Here is an 18,679-nt window from a genome sequence, read left to right on the forward strand (position 1 = left end):
TCCTCGGGCCGCCCCGCCGGTCTTTCGAGTGAACGTGGGGGGCGGGAATGGGCTTCTTCGACGGCTGGCGCGGACGCACGGCCGACTTCGACTCCGGCAGTGCGGCGACCAACGCCATCGAGCTGACCAAACGGCACCACCAGGTCTCGCTCACCAAACAGGACGCGGCCAACGGTCATCTCCGCATCAACCTGAACTGGCGGATGCGAACCTCCGACATCGGCGGCTCCCAGCGGGAGAGCCTGCTGCGGCACCCCTTCAAGGCACTCCGGCCGCCGGAGGTCATAGGGCACAGCCAGAGCATGGTCAACGTGGACCTCGACCTGGGGTGCCTGTACGAGCTGCAGGACGGCACCAAGGGGGTCGTCCAGCCGCTCGGAAGCTACTTCGGCGACGTGAACGCACCGCCGTACGTGAAGCTCAGCGGCGACGACCGGTTCGGTTCGGCGTCCGGTGAGACGATCTACGTCAACCTCGACCACCGGGACGAGATCAAGCGGCTGCTGGTCTTCGTGTACATCTACGACCAGACGCCCGCGTTCGACCGTACGCACGCGATCGTGACGCTGTATCCGAGCAACGGGCCGCGGATCGAGATAGGCCTGGACGAACGGCATCCGCAGGCGCGTTCCTGCGCGGTGGTGATGATCGAGAACGTGAAGGGGGAGATCGTCGTCCGGCGTGAGGTGAAGTTCGTGTACGGGTTCCAGGCGGAGCTGGACCGGCTGTACGGGTGGGGGCTGCAGTGGGGGCGGGGCTACAAGACGAAGGTGGAGCGTTAAGCCACGAGTCCCGAGCCCCGAGTCCCGAGCCCCGAGAGCCCCGAGCCCGCCGGCCCCTACGGCCGGATGAACTGAGGCCCCTGAGGAGGCAACCGGAAGTCTGGGTCCGCCACCGCCGTCACCGGCGGTGGGTAGCCGTACCCCGACGGTGCGCCCGTCGCGACCGGCGCCGTCTGCGGATAGCCGTACGCCGGCTGTGTCGTGGCCGGCTGCGGGTAGCCGTACGCGGGCTGGGTCGGGACGCCCGTCGGCTGTTCCGGGGGCAGGGGCTGGGAGATCTCGGGCTGGGCCGCCTCCGACTCGTCGACCGAGATGCCGAAGTCCGTGGCCAGGCCCTTCAGACCGTTGGAGTAGCCCTCGCCGAGGGCGCGGAACTTCCAGCCCTCGCCGCGGCGGTACAGCTCGCCGCAGATCAGGGCCGTCTCCTGGCCCGTCTCCGGCTTGATGTCGAAGTACGCCAGCGGCTCGCCGTCGGCGATCGTCGCGTCGTACAGCAGGATGCGCAGGTCCCGTACGCGGTCGAAGGTGACGCCGTCCGCCGAAGCGACGAGGAGGATCTGACCGACTCCGCCCTCGACACCGGCCAGATCCGTCTGGACGGTGTCGGTGAGGCCGTCGGCGATCCGCTTCTTGCCGAGCCGCCAGACCTTCCCGGAGGGGTGCCGGGGCTGGTTGTAGAAGACGAAGTCCTCGTCGGAGCGCACACGTCCGTCGGGGCCGAGGAGCAGCGCCGAGGCGTCGACGTCCGGGATCCCCTGCCCGGGCGTCCAGCGCAGCACGGCGCGCACCGTCGTGGCTTCGAGCGGTACGTTCGACCCCTTCAGCATCGCGTGCGTCATGCGGTCATCCTGCCCTCTCGGTCCTGATCACGACAACGCGGGGGGTACGACGGCCGACACTGGTGTGCTTGGCTTGCGTTACCTGAAATTCATGCCCGGTGGGAACCCCTGACATGGATCCCTACGTACTATTACCGGCCACCTATAGGCACTTTTCACCGGCCACTTCAGAGGCAGTTCCGTCACCACGGGGGAGTTCTATGCGTCATTTCGGGCACATCGCCCCTGAGGTGCGGCAGCGCCTCTTCCACCGGGAGCCGTGCGAGTTCGGCACGGACTCCCCGGCCAGGCTGCTCTCCGCGGCCCTGGGCGCCACGCTGTACAGTCCGGCCACCCGGCCGCGGCTCGCGGACGACATCGTCAAGCGGTCCGGGCACGGCGTGGTCTCGATGGTGCTGTGCCTGGAGGACTCGATCGGCGACGAGGACGTAACGGAGGGCGAGGAGAACCTCGTACGCCAGTTCGCGGACCTCGCCGGACGGCCGGGGGCCGAACTTCCGCTGCTCTTCATCCGGGTGCGTACGCCCGAGCAGATACCCGATCTCGTACGGCGGCTGGGCCCGGCCGCGCGGCTGCTGTCCGGGTTCGTGATGCCGAAGTTCACGGAGGAGCGGGGCATCCCCTTTCTGGAGGCGCTCGCCACGGCGGAGGCCGAGAGCGGTCGCCGTCTGTTCGCCATGCCCGTCCTCGAGTCGCCCGAGCTGCTGTACCGGGAGTCGCGGGTGGAGACGCTCGAGGGCATCTCCCGCGCGGTCGGCAAGTACCGCGAGCGGGTGCTGGCGCTGCGACTCGGCGTGACCGACTTCTGCTCCTCGTACGGGCTGCGCCGAGCCCCTGACATGACCGCGTACGACGTCCAGATCGTCGCCTCCGTGATCGCCGACGTGGTGAACATGCTGGGCCGCGCCGACGGCACCGGGTTCACGGTGACCGGGCCGGTGTGGGAGTACTTCCGGGTCCAGGAGCGCATGTTCAAGCCGCAGCTGCGCCGCAGCCCCTTCCTGGAGGGGCAGGCCGAGGAACTGCGCGAGGCCCTCATCGAGCACGCCATGGACGGGCTGCTGCGCGAGATCGCCCTCGACCAGGCCAACGGGCTGCTGGGCAAGACCTGCATCCACCCCTCACACGTACTGCCCGTGCACGCTCTGTCAGTGGTCAGTCACGAAGAGTTCAGCGACGCCCAGGACATCCTGCGGCCGGAACGGTGCGGTGGGGGTGTACTCAGGTCGGCATATACGAACAAAATGAACGAAGTGAAGCCGCACCGTGCGTGGGCCGAGCGGACCATGCTGCGTGCCGAGGTCTTCGGCGTGGCGAACGAGGACATCGGCTTCGTGGAACTCCTCGCCGCCGGAATTCCGACCTGACCGGCCGAAACCGGCTTCTACACAAGGGACGCATGAACAACGCAGTGAACAACGGGGTCTGGTCCGGGACCTGGGTCTCCGAACGGCTCGGGCTCGAACTCGTGGGCGACGACAAGCTGGTCGACCTGCTGGGGCTGGCTCTGCGCCGCAATCCCAGGCGGGCGCACCTGCTCGTGTCGAACGTGCTGGGCAAGCACGTGCCGCAGTCGCCCACGGTCGTGTACGGCTACGGGTTCGCCCTCGGCCGGCGGGTGCGCGAGCTGCTCGGCGCCGAGGAGGCGGGCGCGGCGGTCGTCCTCGGCTACGCGGAGACCGCGACCGGCCTCGGTCACTCCGTCGCCGACGGCCTCGGTCTCGCGCCCTACCTGCACTCCACCCGCCGTCCGGTCTCCGGCGTCGCCCCGGCGGGCGGCTTCGAGGAGTCCCACTCGCACGCCACCTCGCATCTGCTGCTTCCGGAGGACCCGGCGCTGCTGGTCGGCGACGGCCCCCTGGTCCTGGTCGACGACGAGTTCTCGACGGGCAACACGGTCCTCAACACCATCCGTGAGCTGCACGAACGCTATCCGCGCAAGCGGTACGTGGTCGTCGCCCTGGTCGACATGCGCTCCGCGGCCGACGCCGGACGCCTCGCGGACTTCGCCCGGGAGATCGGCGCCCGCGTGGATCTCGTGGCGGCGGCGTCGGGGACGGTCGCACTGCCGGAGGGCGTGCTGGAGAAGGGGCAGGCGTTGGTGGCGCGGCACGAGTCGCCCACGGCGTCCGAGCAGCGGTCGTACGGCCGGATCGAGCGCGTCGAGTTGTGCTGGCCCGCCGGCCTGCCCGACGGCGGCCGGCACGGCTTCACGCCCCGGCACCGGATGCGTCTGGAGTCCGCCCTGCCCGCCATGGCCGCACGGCTCGCCGAGGCGCTGCCCGCCGATGCCGTGCGGGTACTCGTGCTCGGCTTCGAGGAGCTGATGTACGCGCCGCTGAGGCTGGCCCGCGAGCTGGAGCAGATCGTGTCCGCAGACGTGCGCTACTCCACCACCACCCGCTCACCCGTCCTCGCGGTCGACGACCCCGGCTACGCGATACGCAGCCGCCTGGTCTTCCCCGCCCACGACGACCCGGCCGACGGCCCCGGCGAGCGCTACGCCTACAACGTGGCGGGCAGCGGCTTCGACGCCGTGGTCGCCGTCGTCGACTCCGTCGCCGACACTCCCGAACTCCACGCCCCCGACGGCCTGCTGACCCAGCTCGCCGCCCACACCCCGCACGTCGTCCTCGCGATCGTGCCGTCGTACGTCCCCGAGCCGCCGGCCGTCCCCGAAAGGCCCCACATGCTGCCCGAGCCCCTCCGTGGCCCCGCCTTCTCCTCGTACGCGCCCGAGGAGGTCGGCTGGCTGCTGCAGGACCTCTCGGACGTGACGCTGGAGGCGCCCACCGAGGAGCGCGAGGAGGCCATCCAGAGCGGCGGCGCGCACTACGCGGAGTCGCTGCCGGTGGAGTACCAGCCGAGCGAGGAGTACCAGGCGCTGTTCCATGCCGCGCTGGAGGAGTCGGCGGGGCGCCTGGCCCACGCGGTCGGCGTGGTCACGGAGACGGTGCTCGCCGAGCGGTCACCCCGGCCCGTGCTCGTCTCCCTCGCCCGCGCCGGCACGCCCGTGGGTGTTCTGATGCGCCGCTGGGCCCAGCACCGGCACGGTCTCGAACTGCCGCACTACGCGGTGTCGATCGTGCGCGGCCGCGGCATCGACGCCAACGCGCTGCGCTGGCTGGCAGCCCACCACGAGCCGTCCGACGTCGTCTTCGTCGACGGCTGGACCGGCAAGGGCGCCATCACCCGCGAACTCGCCGACGCGATCGAGGAGTTCGAGGCGTCGGACGGCGTCACCGGCTTCGACCCGGAGATCGCCGTGCTCGCCGACCCGGGCTCGTGCGTACGGACGTACGGCACCCGGGAGGACTTCCTGATCCCCTCGGCCTGCCTCAACTCGACGGTGTCGGGCCTGATTTCGCGGACGGTCCTGCGCGCGGACCTGGTCGGCCCGCACGACTTCCACGGCGCGAAGTTCTACCGCGAACTCGCCGGTACGGACGTGTCGACGGTCTTCCTCGACGCGGTCTCGGCGCGCTTCACGGAGGTCGCGGACTCGGTGGGCTCGGCCGTTAAGGAGCTGATGGCCGGTGACCGCACCCCGACCTGGGAGGGCTGGGCGGCGGTCGAGCGGATCAGCGAGGAGTACGGCATCCACGACGTGAACCTCGTCAAGCCGGGCGTCGGCGAGACCACGCGCGTGCTGCTGCGCAGGGTCCCGTGGAAGATCCTGGCGCGGGCCGGGGCGGGCGCCGACCTCGACCACGTACGACTGCTCGCCGAACAGAGGGGGGTGCCCGTCGAGGAGGTGGGTGAACTGCCGTACACCTGCGTGGGGTTGATCCATCCCAGGTACACGCGGGGTGCGACGGGCGCCGACGGCAGGGCGGTGACGGTCTGATGCCGGTACTGGTGGCGAGTGACCTCGACCGTACGCTCATCTACTCCTCGGCGGCTCTGGCGCTGACCATGCCGGACGCGCGGGCGCCGCGGCTGCTGTGCGTGGAGGTGCACGAGAGCAGGCCGCTGTCGTACATGACGGAGACGGCGGCGCAGCTGCTGACCGACCTCGGCGACGCGGCGGTCTTCGTGCCGACCACCACCCGGACGCGCAAGCAGTACCTGCGCATCAACCTGCCCGGACCGGCGCCGAAGTACGCGATCTGCGCCAACGGCGGCCATCTGCTCGTGGACGGGGTGTCGGACGACGACTGGCACCGGCGGGTGACCGACCGGCTGGCCGGCGAGTGCGCGCCCCTGGCGGAGGTGCAGGAGCACCTGCTGAGGAGCGCCGACCCGGTCTGGGTGCGCAAGCACCGCGTCGCCGAGGACCTGTTCGCCTACCTCGTCGTGGAGCGCGAGCTGCTGCCCGACGAGTGGGTGAAGGAGCTCGCGGTGTGGGCGGAGAACCGCGGCTGGACGGTCTCGCTGCAGGGCCGCAAGATCTACGCCGTGCCCAAGCCGCTGACCAAGAGCGCGGCCATGCACGAGCTCGCCCGCCGCACCGGCGCCGACCTCACCCTCGCCGCGGGCGACTCCCTGCTCGACGCGGACCTGCTGCTCGCGGCCGACCGGGGCTGGCGGCCTGGACACGGCGAACTGGCCGAGGCGGGCTGGGCGGCCCCGCAGCTCACGGCACTGCCGGAACGTGGGGTGCTGGCGGGGGAGCGGATCGTACGAGAGTTCCTGAAGGCGTCGCGGGCGCCCCGCTGACGTGGTGGCGGGGGTTCCTGGCGGCGTCAGCCGCAGCAGCCCCCGCCACAGCACCCGCCGCCCCCGCCGCCCGAGCGGGGCGCCGGCGTCGGGGCGGACGCCGTGCCGCCCACGGCCACGGTCGACAGGAGCTTCACCGTGTCGTCGTGGCCCGCGGGGCAGGCCGCGGGGGCGCCGGACTCCGCCATGGGGCGGGTCAGTTCGAAGGTGTCGCCGCAGGTCCGGCAGCGGTATTCGTAACGAGGCATGGGGACAGGCTAGCGTCGCACGTTCCCGAGGCGAGCGGCCCCGCCGACCCTTCATGAAGATCACGTAAGTGATCCTTGTGGATCTCATTGGACACCACCACCGGGGCGTTGTCCCGCAACGTTGGTACGGCAACCCCCGCACCGGCCGACAGGCCCGCGTCGAACCACTTGAGAATGGGTGATTTCGGCGTCTTCGGTCTTCGGGCCGCCACGTCGGGCCAGGCGCACATCTACGTCGATGGCACGTCCGGCAGGGCCACGATCACCACCGACGCGATCGTTCGCCTCGAGTAGTGGGGCATTCCGGACTGCACATCCAGCCTTCCCGAGGGGGTGCCGATTGTCGGCACCCCCCCTTTTTCATGTGGAGTGGCGCGAAATTTCAAAATGGGAGCCATGTGGTGCGATATGCACCTCAGGGTCTTGGACGGTCTTCGCTTCTGTCGCTTTCTTATGTGGAGAACTTGCGAAGAGCGCTGGTAACTTGAGAGCGCCGCGAAGGACCAGCGTGGTGGGGGAATCAGGGGTGCAGCCGCATTTGCGGTAATACGGCATACCAACATCAAACCCGTGTACGTCTGTACGTCTGCCTGCGCGAGTAACACGGAATGCGGAGGGAGACGCCGTCGTGACCCAGTTAGGCAAGGGGGAGGAGCCCCAAGAGCCGGATGTCACCATTCAGTTGAAGGTCCCCGCCGATTTCCGGCCAGACGAGACCATGCAACTGCGGATACCTGAACAGCGTGGCATATCCGACCATCCGGAATTGTCTGCCGAGTCCTCGTGGTCCCCATGGTCCACCGAATCCCCCTGGTCCTCTGAGTCCCCTGGGTCCCCCGAGCCGGCAAACGGGCGAAAACTCCAGCGACGGGCCCGGCGAAGGGCCTCCCGCCTCTCCCTCCGCGCCCGCCTCACCGGACTGCTCGGCCCTCGCCTGCTCGCCCTCCTCTCCCCCCTGGCCCCTTATGCCCGCCGACTTCGCCCGCAGTACCCCCGTCCCGGCCGACCCGGCTGGCGCCGCTGGTTACCGTCCTGGCGGCAAACGCTGGGCGCCGCGCTGACGTTCGTCGGTCTTAGTGTCGTGTTCCTGGGCATCGGCTACGCCGCCACCGACATCCCCGAGAACCTCAACTCGTACGCCACACAGCAGGACAACGTCTACTTCTGGTCCGACGGGACGCCGATGGCCCGCACCGGCTGGGTGCAGCGGCAGGACATGCCCCTGAAGGACGTACCCGAGGACGTCCGCTGGGCGGTGCTCGCGGCGGAGAACGCGAGCTTCTACAGCGACCCCGGCATCTCCCTCAAAGGCCTCACCCGCGCCCTGTGGCGCACCTTCGGAGAGGGCGACACCCAGGGCGGCTCCACCATCACCCAGCAGTACGTCAAGAACGTCTACCTGAACCAGGACCGCTCGATCGGCCGCAAGTTCACCGAGGCGATGCTCGCCCTCAAGCTCGACAACAGGATGAGCAAGGACGACATTCTCGAGGGCTACCTCAACACCAGCTGGTTCGGCCGCGGCACCTACAGCCTGCAGCGCGCCGCCCAGGCCTACTACGGCAAGGACGTCGGCCAGCTCAACGTCAGCGAGGCAGCCTTCCTCGCCTCCCTCCTCAAGGGCGCGGCCCTCTACGACCCCGCGCTGAGCAAGGCCAACCACGCGCGGGCGGTGGAGCGCTGGTCGTGGATCCTCGACCGCATGGTCGACATCGGCAAGCTGTCGAAGTCCGAGCGGGCCGAGTACAGGACGTTCCCCGAGCCGCTGAAGCAGGCCCGCGTCTACGACACCGGCAAGCAGAGCGACTACCTGGTGGAGCTGGCCGCGCAGTACGCCAAGAAGGCCGGGCACATCTCGGACAAGCAGTTCGACCTGGGCGGATACCAGATCTACACGACCTTCGACCGCAAGCGGGAGACCGCACTCACCGACGCCGTCGCCAAGGCCCGCAAGAAGGCGCGGAAGGACGACGCGGCCGGCGCGAAGACCGTCCACTACGGCGCCGCGTCGGTGGCCGCCGACGGACGGATCCTGGCCGTCTACGGCGGCCCCGACCACCGTACGCAGGGCTACAACGAGTCCAACGCGACCACCGTGCCCGCCGGTTCGGCCTTCCTGCCGTTCGTCTACGCCGCCGCCCTGGAGAACGGCGTCCACAAGAGCCGCGACGGTGCCGCGACCACGGTCACCCCGCTGACGCTGTACGACGGCGACGACGGCATCCCGGTCATGACACCCGAGGGGCCCTACTGGGACCGCAACGGCGACCAGGTCACCTCCCACAACGAGGACAAGAAGTCCTACGGGCAGATCAGCCTGCGCCGGGCGCTCGCCCTGTCGGTGAACACACCGTTCATGCAGCTCGGCATGGACACCGGCCTGGACACGGTGCGGGAGACCGCGCAGGCGGCCGGCCTGCTGCCCTCCAGCTTCGGCGCGCAGGTGCCCGCGCTGTCCCTGGGCAGCGCCACGCCCAGCGCGATCCGCATGGCGAGCGGATACGCCACGTTCGCCGCCGCGGGCACACACGTCGAGCCGTACTCGGTGGCCCGGATCACCCGCAACGGCTCCAAGGTCGCCCTGGCCGAACCGGCCTCCAGGCGCGCGGTGAAGGCGGAGGTGGCCGAGGAGGTCCAGTCCGCCCTCACGCAGGCCTTCCGTACCGCCCACCCCGGCGCGGGCACCACCAAGCGGGTGGCCGGGAAGGCCGGCACCGTGCAGGACGACACCGCGGCCTGGTACGTCGGCACGGCGACCTCCGTGTCGACGGCCGTCGTGGCCTACCGCATCGACCTCACCAAGAGCCTCCAGCCACTGCCGTTGAACGGGATCGCCGGCACGTCCGCCGACAGCGTCCCGTACGACATCTGGTCCGGTGCCCTGGGCCTCGGCTGACCCCCGGCGCCCAGGCACCACCACAACCCCCCACCACCCCCCTCGCAGAATGAGCCGCGCATGATGTCACCGACCGGCCGCCGCCGCAGAGCCCGCGCACCCCGCCGCACCCCACCACCGGGGATGCTGACCCTGGCGGCCTTCCTCGTCGTCGCATCCCTGGTCGCCGGATACCTGGTCCTGACCCGCTCCGACAGCACCACCCCGACGGCGTCCTCCGGGTCCCGCGACAGCGGCAGGCCGGCCTCCGCCAAGGCGACCAAGGAACCCGAGTGGGACGGCAGGACCAAGGTCCTCGGGGACGGTTCCACCTCCTACACCGGCCCCCAGCAGGGCCAGTTGAAGCCGGTGCCGCTCAAACCGGGCGAGAAGCCACCCCAGTTCGTGGTCTTCTCCTGGGACGGCGCACTCCAGGGAGACGACGGGCTCTTCTCGCACTACCGGGAACTGGCCAAGAAGTACAACGCCCACATGACCTTCTTCCTCACGGGCATCTACCTGCTGCCCAAGGACAAGAAGGACCTCTACGCCCCGCCCCAGCACCCCGAGGGCTCGGCGGCCATCAGCTTCGCCACCGACGAGCACATCCGCTCCACGCTGGAACAGCTCGGCAGGGCGTGGCAGGAGGGCAACGAGATCGGCACCCACTTCAACGGTCACTTCTGCGGCGCGAAGGGCGGGGAGGACTGGAGCGTCGAGGAGTGGAAGAGCGAGATCGACCAGTTCTACGCGTTCGTCGAGAACTGGAAGACCAACACCGGCTTCAAGGACGTCGACCCGCTGCCGTTCGACTTCAGGAAGGAGGTCACCGGGGGCCGCGCGCCCTGCCTGGAGGGCCAGGAGAACCTGCTGAAGGCCATGAAGAGCTACAACTGGCGCTACGACGCCAGCTCCGCGGGCGAGTTCCAGATATGGCCCAAGAAGAAGGAGGGCGTCTGGGACCTTCCGCTGCAGATGCTCCCGTACAAGGGCGAGGACTTCCAGGGCCTGTCCATGGACTTCAACTTCCTCTACAACCAGTCCAACGGCCAGACCGAAGGCGACCCGGCCAAGTACGCGCAGTGGGAGCGGGAGACCCTCGACACCTACATGGACGGCTTCAACCGCGTGTACTACGGCAGCCGGGCGCCGATGTTCATCGGCAACCACTTCGAGGAGTGGAACGGCGGCATCTACATGAAGGCCGTCGACCAGGTCGTCGAGAACGTGTGCACGAAGAAGGACGTCAAGTGCGTGTCCTTCAAGGAGCTGACCGACTGGCTCGACGTGCAGAAGCCCGAGACGCTGCAGCAGCTGCGCAACCTGGACCCGGGACAGTCGCCGGTCTGGTCGACGGTGGTGAAGTAGCAACCACCCCCCGTGTCTTCATAGTTGAGGAGAACATGTAAAGATTCCCTACCCCGGCATCCCTCCGCCGGGGCAAGAGGGGAAACATCAGTGAAATCAAGGAAATTGAGCCGTACGCGCCGCCGCGCCACCATATTGGGGGCCGCCGCCGCTTCGGTCGTCGCGGGAGCGGCACTGCTGCCCAACTGGAGCGCCGGCGCGGCGGTCGTCGACGACCCGACGGTGGACGCGCAGACCAAGGCCACCTTCCAGCGGCTGGCGGACGCCGTCTTCACCGACCGCACCAACGCCCTGGTCGACGCCCGATCCGGCGAGAGCCAGAAGCCGCTGACCAACGGCTTCTCCGGCGACGTCCGGCTGTCCTCGGGCCAGGCCCGCAGCGAGAACACCGCCCTGTCCGCGCTCGACCGGCGCAAGGACCGTCTCGCACAGCTCGGCGAGAAGTACAGCAAGGCCGGCACCACCGTCACCCTGGACGCCACGCGCGTGAAGGGCCGTACCGCCAAGGCCGCCGTCACCGAGACCACGACCCTGACCTACGAGAAGGTCCGTGGCGACGAGCCGAAGACCACCGGCTTCCAGGCCCACCACGAGCTCACGTTCACCGCCGACCGCCAGGGCAACTGGCAGCTCACCGGCATCCGCGACACCGACCAGGGCATCGCGGTCAACACCGTCGCCAAGCCGTCCGTGAAGGCGACCACCACGGACGACACCATGCCCTCGGCGCCGCGCGCCGCCACCACCCGCCCCGCTCCGGCCAAGCCGAAGACCCTCACCGGCGCCACCCTGGACTACAAGGCCATGGCCACCTACGCCGAGAAGTACTGGAACAACTACAACAAGGACTACCCGGACTTCAACGGGCACGGCGCCGGCGGCGACTGCACCAACTTCGTCAGCCAGTCCCTCAAGGCGGGCGGCTGGAAGCACGTCCCCGGCTACGTGTACGACTACACCAAGTGGTTCGGCAACGCCGAGATCCAGTCGGACTCGTTCGTCGGCGTCAACGAGTGGTCCTGGTTCGCCCAGAACTCCAAGCGGACCACCAGCCTCGCCAACGTCTACCAGCTGGACGTCGGTGACGTGCTCCAGGTGGACTTCGACAAGGACGGGTCCAAGGACCACACGATGATCGTCACGTACCGCAGCCCGCAGGGCGTGCCCTACGTGACGTACCACTCCAACAACACCCTCCGCAGGTCGGTGGCGAGCCTCGTCGCCTCGTACCCGAACGCGTACTACTACGCCTACCGCACCTGATCCGGCCGGTCCCGCTGGTCCGTGAGTTCCCGCCGCTCCTGCCCCTGCTCCTGGGCCGGCTCGGCGAGGTCGGGGTGGCGGGCCCGCCAGTACGGGTTGTCGTGCGGCAGGGCGGAACCGACCCTGCCGTACATCCCGAAGACCAGCAGCAGGATGCCGACCACGAAGCTGAACATCACGTTCTGGATCTCGAAGGCCAGGAAGTTGTAGTCCGTGTCCAGAAGGCCCATGTTCAGGAAGCCGCTGAGGATGAACAGCACACCGAGGGTCATGTTCAGCGTGGACGCGAAGTTCCCGCCGATCACCATGCCCACGAAGAGCAGCAGCCCGACGCCGACCGACAGCCAGCTCAGGGCGCCGTTGGTGTTCAGACTCAGGACCGTGTCCCCGCCGGTGTCGAAGAAGCCGATCTTGTCGATGATGCCGAAGATGCCGAAGACCAGCAGGAACAGGCCCATCAGGCCCGCCCCGATCCGGTAGACCAGGTTCAGGCGATGGTCCACCGGAAGGTGATCATTGAACCTGATCCGCCGACGGGTCCCCGAGTGCAGTGAGTGCGAGGCCATCTCCGCCTCCCTCCGCGTGTGAGCGGAAGCCGTACGTCCGTCCCTTCAATATCCGCCCGCGGCGCCCCGGGGGCAACGGCTCAGTGGCCCGTCCCGCGCTCCCCACGGATCTGCGCCACCACACCCGCCACGGTCTGCCGCACGGCCTCCGTCTCGGTCAGGAAGTGCCAGTAGTCCGGATGACGGCCCTCCAGCGAGCCGATCGCCCGCTCCAGCCGGCCCACGGAGTCGTCCAACGGCCGCGCATGCCGCGGATCCGGCGTGTTCCGCCCGGCCATCGCCAGCCGCTGCGCGTCCCGGATCGCGAACCTGGTCCGCTCGATCTCCTGCTGCGGATCCTTCTGCACGGCGTTCAACCGCGTCAGCCGGTCGCCGGCCGCCGACACGGCCTCGTCCGTCGTGTTCAGCAGCGCCCGCACGGTCGACAGCAGCGCGGTGGCGTCCGGCCAGCGCTGCGCCTCCCGCGCGGCCTGCGCCTCCTTCAGCTTCAGCTCGGCCTGCCGTACGTTCTCCCCGGCCTGCTCCGGTACCCGCTGCAGGTCCTGCCAGCACGCCGCCGTGAACCGCCGCCGCAGCTCGCTCAGCACCGGATCGACCTGCCCGGCCCGGGTGGTCAGCGCCTGCGCCCGGGTCCGCAGCGACACCAGGCGGTGATCGATCTCGGCGGCCCGCTCGGGCAGCCGCTCGGCCTCCACCCGTACGGCTTCCGCCTCCCGCGCGACCCGCTCGGCACGCTCCAGGGTCTGCGGGACGCCGTGCTGCCCCGCCCCCTGGTTCAACTTGGTCAGCTCGGGCGCGAGGGCGGCGAGCCGGGCCGCCAGATCGTCCGCCTTCAGCCCCGAGCCCCGCACGGCATCGAGCGCGTTCGAAGCGGCCAGCAACGCCTGCCGGGCCCGCTCGACCGCGGGCGCGAGCCGCGCCAGCTGCGTTTCGGCCTTGCCCAGCAGCGGCCCCAGACCGGTGCTGAAACGGTCCAGCTCCTGCTTGACGCGGTTGAGCTCGTCCTTGGCCCTGGTCAACTCGGTGCGGGCCCGCGCGGCCGCATGAGCCTCCAGGTCGTCCCGGTCGAGATCATGCGCGTCGACGGCGTCGATGTACTGACGGCTGACCTCGTCGATCCGCCCACCGATCGCCTCGAAGTCGGCGATCGCCCGCCGGGCGGCCGACGAGTCGTCGACCGCGGTGATCGTCTCGATCGAGATCCGCAGATCGCGCTGGGCGGTGTCCAGCTCGTAGAACGCGGCCGCGGCGGCGTCCTTCGCCGCCTGCGCCTCCGCCCGCTGGCTCTCGGACCGCCCGCCGAACCAGCGCCGGGTGCCGCCGCCGGCGAACGCGGCGGGCAGCGCCAGCGCGGCGACCAGCGGCAGCGCGATCAGGGCGAGCGTGTCACGCAGGACGTGACGGGGTGCACGCGGCACCAACGGCGAGTACGACTTCGGAGGTGTCGCCGTCACATCCCTCTCCCGTGCTGTGATTCGCCCTGCCCGGTGTCATTCTCCCACCGGTTAAGGACGAACACACGGGCCCGTTAGTTCGCGGTCCGGACCGTGACTTTGCCCTCCCCGGTGCGCGCCGACACGACATGCGAGCTGGACTCGTCCCGCGGCACCGACACGTCGACCCCGCCGTCCCCGGTGTCCGTGGTCACACGGTACGTGGCCCGCGGCAGCGCGATGGTCACGGAACCGTCGCCGCTACGGGAGTCCACCCGGTCCGGTACGACTCCCAGTTCGAGGCGGACGGAGCCGTCCCCGGTCCGGGTTCGCACCTCGCGCGAGGAGACCTCCGCGCGCACCGACCCGTCGCCGGTACGCAGGTCGAGCGGCCCGGAGGAGTCCGTGACGTGCACGGACCCGTCCCTCGTACGAATGCTCAGAGCCTGCTCGAATCCCCGCGCCCGCACACTCCCGTCCCCATCCACCACCTTCACCGCGACCCCGCGCGGCACCTCGATCCGGTGCCGGGCCGAACAGTCGGCGACCACCCCACTGCACTTCATCCGCAGCACCAGCCGATCGTCCTTCATGGACCAGGTCACCTTCGGATCCTTCCCGATGGCGACCGACCCCTCGAACCACCGCGTGACCTCGACTCGCCCCGCCTTGTTCCCCTCCGCGGCGACGATCTCCAACGCGGAGTCGTCGGAGTCGACGGTGAGGGTACTGCCCTGCAGAGCGAAGCTCCGGTGCTCGGGATCCTTGTCGTCCCCGGCGGAGGCGCCACAGGCGCTGACCCCGCCGACGAGCGCGACGGCAACCACGGCGAGGGCCACGCGGGCTGCAACGGTACGGTCCATGCCGATCTCCCCCTGGGACGAACTTCGACGGTTCCTCGACCGTACGGATCCGGGGGCGCCGGGGGGATCCGGAGCACTCCCGGATCCGGGGTGGGGATAACCCCCGCCTGCACGTCCGGGGATACGGGTTTGCGTGGCAGTGCCCCGGGCAATGTAGGCTGTCGGCCTGTCCGGGTGCGTAGCTCAGCGGTAGAGCGCCTGCCTTACAAGCAGGATGTCGGCGGTTCGAAACCGTCCGCGCCCACGTCAGGAGAAGACCCCGGTCCGTTGGGCCGGGGTCTTCTGCGTGTGCCGGTCTATCCCTGTTGCTGTGCCTCCGCGTCCTCGTGTGCGTGTTTGAGGCGCATGCGGGCCTCCACCCGCTCCGCCGTCGCCACCTCCGCCCAGAAGCGGTGGCAGCTCACGAACACGGCGAGTTCGTGCTCCCGCCGGCGTAGCTTCTCCACCTCGGCCTGTTCGTCTGCTGTCCAGCCGGGGGAGGCGGGGCGTTCCACCTTGCGCCAGCCGTTGTCGTCGCTGAAGGCGTCCAGGGGCTCGACCGACCAGGGGAGCCGCTTCAGCAGGGCCGACAGCTCGGCCCGGACCTGATGCAGCTCCTCCTGACCGGCGCGCAGGTCGCTCGGAAAGTCATAGGTCGTAGCCACGGCGCAATGCTACGCCTGTTCGAATTTGGGGCGCGAGCTCCTTCCGGGGGTTCGTGCGAACGGGTGTACGAGTCCGGTCGGGTGTCAGACCTACGCCGTACGGTGACCGGCATGGACCTCGATGGTGTGGAGCAGGTGCGGCTGGTGCCCTGGGCGGAGGGGGACTTCTGGTTGCTGCGGAGGACCAACAGCCCGGAGATGACGGAGCACTTGGGAGGGCCGGAGAGCGAGGAGCAGCTCGTGCGGCATCGGCGGTATGTGGAGACGCAAGTGGGGTGCATGTACCGGGTGACCTTGGCGGAGGGAGGGGAGACCGCCGGGTCGATCGGGTTCTGGGAGCGGGCGTGGCGGGGCGGGACGGTGTGGGAGACGGGGTGGGGTGTGCTGCCGGAGTTCCAGGGGCGGGGGCTCGCCGTGCGGGCGGCGCGGGCCGTCGTGGAGGAGGTGCGGGCGGCCGGCCGGCACCGGTATCTGCACGCCTTTCCGGGCGTGGCGCACGCCGCGTCGAACGGGGTGTGCCGCCGGGCGGGTTTCACGCTGCTGGGGCCGGTCGACTTCGAGTATCCGAAGGGGCACCGGATCAGTTCCAACGACTGGCGGGTCGACCTCGGGGGAGTCGCCGAGTAGGGGTGTACGTCGCCTGAGTACGGGCGCGGATGCGGGCGGTGGCCGTGATCCGTAACGTCCGGCACATGGAGAACACCGGCATCGCTTCCGAAACCGCGGGCCCCGCTGAGGGGCGCCGCCGCGCGCGTACGGCCGCCGATTGGGCCGGACTGACCGTGTTCGCCGTGCTGGTCCTGCTCGTCGGTGCCTTCGTGTACCTGATCGGGCCGCTGCTCGCGATCACCTGCGCGGCGTGCGAGGACGGCGTCCGCGGACCGCTGCGGTTCGCCGACGCCCTCCTCGCCGTCGCCCGGGTCGGGGTGCCGCTGGTCGTGTTCGGCACCGTGGCGGGGCTGTTCCATCCCCGGGGCGGGGCCCGGGCGGGCGCTGTCGGGCTGGGGGCGCTGGTGGTGCTGTTCGTCGTGATGCTGTGCCTCGGCCAGGTCACCGCCTGAGCGGGCCGGGGCCGACGGGTCAGTGCCCCGCTGCGCGCAACTCCCTTACCAGTCGGGCCGTTACCGGCACCTCAATGCCGTGCCGCTCGGCCGCCCGCAGCAACGCCCCGCCGATCGCGTCGAGTTCCAGTGGGCGTTCCGCTTCGGCGTCGCGCTGCATCGAGGACTTCGTCTGCGGTGGGAAGGAGTCGTAGCGGGCGAGGGCCTGTTCGGGGTCCGCCGGGCCGCCGCAGGCGCGGCTGACGGCCGCTGTCTCGGTGACCAGGGCGGTCAGTTCCTCGCGGTGGAGCGTGCGTACGTCGCCGAGGGGGAGGTCGTAGCGGGTGGTGAGCAGGGCGAAGGGGGCCAGGAAGGACATCTTTGCCCAGAGCGCGGCCGCTTCGTCGGGCAGGACGCGGGTGGTGGGGCCGGCGGCGTCGAGGGCTCCGGCCAGGGCGGTGAGACGTTCGTGGGGCACGCCGTCGCCCGTCAGGTCGATCTCCGCGAAGGGGCTGCCGTGTTCGATCACGCCGGGGGCGAGGCGGGTGGACTCGACGCGGATGACGGCCGGGGCCACGCGGTCGGGGCGGTAGCGGGCGCGCAGGGTCGCCGGGTGTTCGACGCCGTTCAGAAGCGGTACGAGGAGGCCGTCGCCGAGGGTCTCGGGCGGGACGCGGGTCAGTGCCACGTCGAGGGCGGTGTGCTTGACGGCGACCAGGCACGCGTCGACCGGTTCGCGCAGGGCCGTGTCCGCCTCGACGGGGGCCGTGAAGTCGCCGAATCGGGCGCTGCGGACCTGGATCCCGGCCGTGGACAGCGTCTTGGCCGTCTCTTCGCCGGCCAGGCAGATCACGCGGTGACCGCCGCGGGACAGCAGCGCGGCGAGCAGTCCGCCGACGCCGCCCGGGCCGAGGACGGCCACGGTGAGTTCGTCGTTCGCCATGATCGAGGTTCTTCCTCTCGTCGGTCGGCCCCGAACGGTGGCCGCCTCGGAGATGATCATCGCACTCGTCCGTGAACGCCGGGGCGTCTTCGGCGACACTGGTGGCATGTGCCGCAGCATCAAGACTCTCCGCCCGCCAGCGCTGCCCGAGGAGGCCACGGACGAGGAGATCCGTGCCGCCGCCCTGCAGTACGTGCGCAAGGTCTCCGGGTTCCGCGCGCCCGCCGCCCACAATCGGGAGGTGTTCGACCATGCCGTCGACGTGATCGCGCAGGCCACGGCCGATCTGCTGGGCGGGCTGGAGGTCAGGGGGCAGGCGGTCCGGCAGGCGGGCTGAGGTGCGGGCCCCGGCGTGTTACGCGGGCTGCCTGCGCATCAGGTACGTCGCGCCCGCGCCCGCTGCGAACAGCGCCACCAGGGACACGCCCGTGGCCAGCCATGTCGTGCCCAGCCAGTGGGCGCCGAAGTAGCCGAGGGCCACGCTGTACGTCGCCCAGGACAGGCCGGCCAGGGCGGACCAGGGCAGGAAGTCGCGGACGCGGCGGTGTGCGGCGCCCGCGATGAGGGAGACGACCGAGCGACCGGCCGGGGCGAAGCGGGCCAGGACGACCAGGAGGCCGCCGCCGCGGGCCAGGGCCGCGCCGAGACGTTCCTGCGCGGTGGTGAGGCGGCGGGAGCGGGATATCGCGCGGTCCAGGCGTTCGCCGCCCCGCCAGGCCAGCCGGTAGGCGACCAGGTCGCCCAGGACGGAGGCGGCGGCCGCGGAGAGGATCAGCGTCAGGACGTCTATCTCGTTCGCGACCTGGCCGGTCGCCGAGCCCGCCGCCGCGGCCGTCGCCGCAGCGATGACCAGGACGCCGCTCGGCAGCACGGGCAGGAACACGTCGAGGAGGACCGACAGGGCCACCATCGCGTAGATCCATGGGCTGCCCGTCAGCGACCCCACACTCTCCAGCACCGCACTCTCCCCGTGTCTCCCCCGTACGGCCGTTCCGTGCCGCGATGTCGCGGTCGAGCGGCAGGCGGCCGACAACAGCCATACAGCGTACGCGTGGGATGTGGCAGGAGGTTCACGGGGGGCTCGTGTGTTCGGCACAGTGTGTTCACGTGCGTACCGGCGGGCGCGTTCGCCCTGTGTACCGGAAATGACAAGGGG

At 70.2% G+C, this 18,679-nt stretch carries 18 protein-coding genes and 1 tRNA gene; 11 read left to right on the plus strand and 8 right to left on the minus strand.

Translation table 11 applies throughout. The annotated features are described in order from the left end of the window. The first annotated feature begins 47 nt into the window (after nucleotides 1–47). Nucleotides 48–782, plus strand: a complete 735-nt coding sequence (locus ABZO29_RS31010) for a Tellurium resistance (protein WP_367323469.1) — start codon at nucleotides 48–50, stop codon at nucleotides 780–782. Nucleotides 783–838: 56 nt separating this feature from the next. Here ABZO29_RS31010 and ABZO29_RS31015 read toward each other — a convergent pair whose 3' ends face one another. Beyond that, nucleotides 839–1,621 carry a TerD family protein gene (locus ABZO29_RS31015; protein ID WP_367323470.1) on the minus strand — a complete coding sequence of 261 codons (783 nt, stop codon included), beginning with the start codon at nucleotides 1,619–1,621 and terminating at the stop codon, nucleotides 839–841. Between the two features lie 200 nt (nucleotides 1,622–1,821). On the opposite strand from ABZO29_RS31015, the gene ABZO29_RS31020 reads away from it, so the two are divergent. The 3 genes from ABZO29_RS31020 to ABZO29_RS31030 are packed head-to-tail and all read left to right on the plus strand — an operon-like array spanning nucleotide 1,822 to nucleotide 6,280. Next, the gene (locus ABZO29_RS31020; protein ID WP_367323471.1) at nucleotides 1,822–2,988 is read left to right on the plus strand and encodes an HpcH/HpaI aldolase/citrate lyase family protein; all 1,167 of its coding nucleotides are present in this window, start codon (nucleotides 1,822–1,824) and stop codon (nucleotides 2,986–2,988) included. Nucleotides 2,989–3,020: 32 nt separating this feature from the next. Continuing rightward, the gene (locus tag ABZO29_RS31025; RefSeq protein ID WP_367323472.1) at nucleotides 3,021–5,468 is read left to right on the plus strand and encodes a phosphoribosyltransferase; all 2,448 of its coding nucleotides are present in this window, start codon (nucleotides 3,021–3,023) and stop codon (nucleotides 5,466–5,468) included. After that, a complete protein-coding gene (locus ABZO29_RS31030) occupies nucleotides 5,468–6,280 on the plus strand; it encodes an HAD family hydrolase (RefSeq protein ID WP_367323473.1) in 813 nt (270 codons plus the stop codon). The genes ABZO29_RS31025 and ABZO29_RS31030 overlap by 1 nt, the downstream gene beginning before the upstream one ends. A 26-nt stretch (nucleotides 6,281–6,306) precedes the next feature. Here ABZO29_RS31030 and ABZO29_RS31035 read toward each other — a convergent pair whose 3' ends face one another. Further along, nucleotides 6,307–6,528 (minus strand): zinc ribbon domain-containing protein, encoded by a 222-nt coding sequence (locus ABZO29_RS31035; protein ID WP_367323474.1) that lies wholly within the window; start codon nucleotides 6,526–6,528, stop codon nucleotides 6,307–6,309. Nucleotides 6,529–7,246: 718 nt separating this feature from the next. Here ABZO29_RS31035 and ABZO29_RS31040 point away from each other — a divergent pair. From ABZO29_RS31040 to ABZO29_RS31050, 3 genes are all read left to right on the plus strand, one after another. Then, complete coding sequence (locus ABZO29_RS31040) at nucleotides 7,247–9,424, plus strand: transglycosylase domain-containing protein (protein WP_367326298.1); 2,178 nt, start codon at nucleotides 7,247–7,249, stop codon at nucleotides 9,422–9,424. 60 nt (nucleotides 9,425–9,484) lie between these two features. Beyond that, nucleotides 9,485–10,771: a hypothetical protein gene (locus ABZO29_RS31045; RefSeq protein WP_367323475.1), complete on the plus strand. Its 1,287-nt coding sequence runs from the start codon at nucleotides 9,485–9,487 to the stop codon at nucleotides 10,769–10,771. Between the two features lie 105 nt (nucleotides 10,772–10,876). Beyond that, nucleotides 10,877–12,034, plus strand: a complete 1,158-nt coding sequence (locus tag ABZO29_RS31050; RefSeq protein WP_367323476.1) for an amidase domain-containing protein — start codon at nucleotides 10,877–10,879, stop codon at nucleotides 12,032–12,034. Here the strand turns inward: ABZO29_RS31050 and ABZO29_RS31055 are convergent. The 3 genes from ABZO29_RS31055 to ABZO29_RS31065 all read right to left on the minus strand — a co-directional run bounded on the left by ABZO29_RS31055 (nucleotide 12,022) and on the right by ABZO29_RS31065 (nucleotide 14,896). Next, complete coding sequence (locus ABZO29_RS31055) at nucleotides 12,022–12,600, minus strand: DUF4383 domain-containing protein (RefSeq protein WP_367323477.1); 579 nt, start codon at nucleotides 12,598–12,600, stop codon at nucleotides 12,022–12,024. The two genes, ABZO29_RS31050 and ABZO29_RS31055, sit on opposite strands and share 13 nt — an antisense overlap. An 80-nt stretch (nucleotides 12,601–12,680) precedes the next feature. Then, the gene (locus tag ABZO29_RS31060) at nucleotides 12,681–14,054 is read right to left on the minus strand and encodes a hypothetical protein (protein ID WP_367323478.1); all 1,374 of its coding nucleotides are present in this window, start codon (nucleotides 14,052–14,054) and stop codon (nucleotides 12,681–12,683) included. Nucleotides 14,055–14,128: 74 nt separating this feature from the next. Beyond that, nucleotides 14,129–14,896 (minus strand): DUF4097 family beta strand repeat-containing protein, encoded by a 768-nt coding sequence (locus ABZO29_RS31065; protein ID WP_367323479.1) that lies wholly within the window; start codon nucleotides 14,894–14,896, stop codon nucleotides 14,129–14,131. Between the two features lie 172 nt (nucleotides 14,897–15,068). Between ABZO29_RS31065 and ABZO29_RS31070 the strand changes: the two genes are divergently transcribed. Continuing rightward, nucleotides 15,069–15,140, plus strand: a tRNA-Val gene (locus ABZO29_RS31070). Nucleotides 15,141–15,192: 52 nt separating this feature from the next. Here the strand turns inward: ABZO29_RS31070 and ABZO29_RS31075 are convergent. Further along, nucleotides 15,193–15,540, minus strand: coding sequence for a hypothetical protein (locus ABZO29_RS31075; RefSeq protein ID WP_367323480.1), 348 nt, complete (start codon nucleotides 15,538–15,540; stop codon nucleotides 15,193–15,195). Nucleotides 15,541–15,651: 111 nt separating this feature from the next. On the opposite strand from ABZO29_RS31075, the gene ABZO29_RS31080 reads away from it, so the two are divergent. Together ABZO29_RS31080 and ABZO29_RS31085 are read left to right on the plus strand one after the other, a co-directional pair. After that, nucleotides 15,652–16,167 carry a GNAT family N-acetyltransferase gene (locus ABZO29_RS31080; RefSeq protein WP_367323481.1) on the plus strand — a complete coding sequence of 172 codons (516 nt, stop codon included), beginning with the start codon at nucleotides 15,652–15,654 and terminating at the stop codon, nucleotides 16,165–16,167. Between the two features lie 65 nt (nucleotides 16,168–16,232). After that, the gene (locus ABZO29_RS31085; protein ID WP_367323482.1) at nucleotides 16,233–16,601 is read left to right on the plus strand and encodes a hypothetical protein; all 369 of its coding nucleotides are present in this window, start codon (nucleotides 16,233–16,235) and stop codon (nucleotides 16,599–16,601) included. A gap of 19 nt (nucleotides 16,602–16,620) precedes the next feature. On the opposite strand, the gene ABZO29_RS31090 is transcribed toward ABZO29_RS31085, so the two are convergent. Then, nucleotides 16,621–17,523, minus strand: a complete 903-nt coding sequence (locus tag ABZO29_RS31090) for a ketopantoate reductase family protein (protein WP_367323483.1) — start codon at nucleotides 17,521–17,523, stop codon at nucleotides 16,621–16,623. Nucleotides 17,524–17,629: 106 nt separating this feature from the next. Between ABZO29_RS31090 and ABZO29_RS31095 the strand changes: the two genes are divergently transcribed. Beyond that, nucleotides 17,630–17,860: a DUF2277 domain-containing protein gene (locus tag ABZO29_RS31095; RefSeq protein ID WP_367326299.1), complete on the plus strand. Its 231-nt coding sequence runs from the start codon at nucleotides 17,630–17,632 to the stop codon at nucleotides 17,858–17,860. 18 nt (nucleotides 17,861–17,878) lie between these two features. Here ABZO29_RS31095 and ABZO29_RS31100 read toward each other — a convergent pair whose 3' ends face one another. Next, nucleotides 17,879–18,481, minus strand: a complete 603-nt coding sequence (locus ABZO29_RS31100; RefSeq protein ID WP_367323484.1) for a DedA family protein — start codon at nucleotides 18,479–18,481, stop codon at nucleotides 17,879–17,881. Nucleotides 18,482–18,679 lie beyond the last annotated feature (198 nt).

It is taken from the genome of Streptomyces sp. HUAS ZL42, from assembly GCF_040782645.1.
Classification (GTDB): domain Bacteria; phylum Actinomycetota; class Actinomycetes; order Streptomycetales; family Streptomycetaceae; genus Streptomyces.

What these genes read in the sequence shown, in the direction of transcription:
- ABZO29_RS31010 (WP_367323469.1), top strand. Translation starts at nt 48, where the DNA reads ATGGGCTTCTTCGACGGCTGGCGCGGACGCACGGCCGACTTCGACTCC.
- ABZO29_RS31015 (WP_367323470.1), bottom strand. Translation starts at nt 1,621, where the DNA reads ATGACGCACGCGATGCTGAAGGGGTCGAACGTACCGCTCGAAGCCACG.
- ABZO29_RS31020 (WP_367323471.1), top strand. Translation starts at nt 1,822, where the DNA reads ATGCGTCATTTCGGGCACATCGCCCCTGAGGTGCGGCAGCGCCTCTTC.
- ABZO29_RS31025 (WP_367323472.1), top strand. Translation starts at nt 3,021, where the DNA reads ATGAACAACGCAGTGAACAACGGGGTCTGGTCCGGGACCTGGGTCTCC.
- ABZO29_RS31030 (WP_367323473.1), top strand. Translation starts at nt 5,468, where the DNA reads ATGCCGGTACTGGTGGCGAGTGACCTCGACCGTACGCTCATCTACTCC.
- ABZO29_RS31035 (WP_367323474.1), bottom strand. Translation starts at nt 6,528, where the DNA reads ATGCCTCGTTACGAATACCGCTGCCGGACCTGCGGCGACACCTTCGAA.
- ABZO29_RS31040 (WP_367326298.1), top strand. Translation starts at nt 7,247, where the DNA reads ATGCAACTGCGGATACCTGAACAGCGTGGCATATCCGACCATCCGGAA.
- ABZO29_RS31045 (WP_367323475.1), top strand. Translation starts at nt 9,485, where the DNA reads ATGATGTCACCGACCGGCCGCCGCCGCAGAGCCCGCGCACCCCGCCGC.
- ABZO29_RS31055 (WP_367323477.1), bottom strand. Translation starts at nt 12,600, where the DNA reads ATGGCCTCGCACTCACTGCACTCGGGGACCCGTCGGCGGATCAGGTTC.
- ABZO29_RS31065 (WP_367323479.1), bottom strand. Translation starts at nt 14,896, where the DNA reads ATGGACCGTACCGTTGCAGCCCGCGTGGCCCTCGCCGTGGTTGCCGTC.
- ABZO29_RS31080 (WP_367323481.1), top strand. Translation starts at nt 15,652, where the DNA reads ATGGACCTCGATGGTGTGGAGCAGGTGCGGCTGGTGCCCTGGGCGGAG.
- ABZO29_RS31085 (WP_367323482.1), top strand. Translation starts at nt 16,233, where the DNA reads ATGGAGAACACCGGCATCGCTTCCGAAACCGCGGGCCCCGCTGAGGGG.
- ABZO29_RS31090 (WP_367323483.1), bottom strand. Translation starts at nt 17,523, where the DNA reads ATGGCGAACGACGAACTCACCGTGGCCGTCCTCGGCCCGGGCGGCGTC.
- ABZO29_RS31095 (WP_367326299.1), top strand. Translation starts at nt 17,630, where the DNA reads ATGTGCCGCAGCATCAAGACTCTCCGCCCGCCAGCGCTGCCCGAGGAG.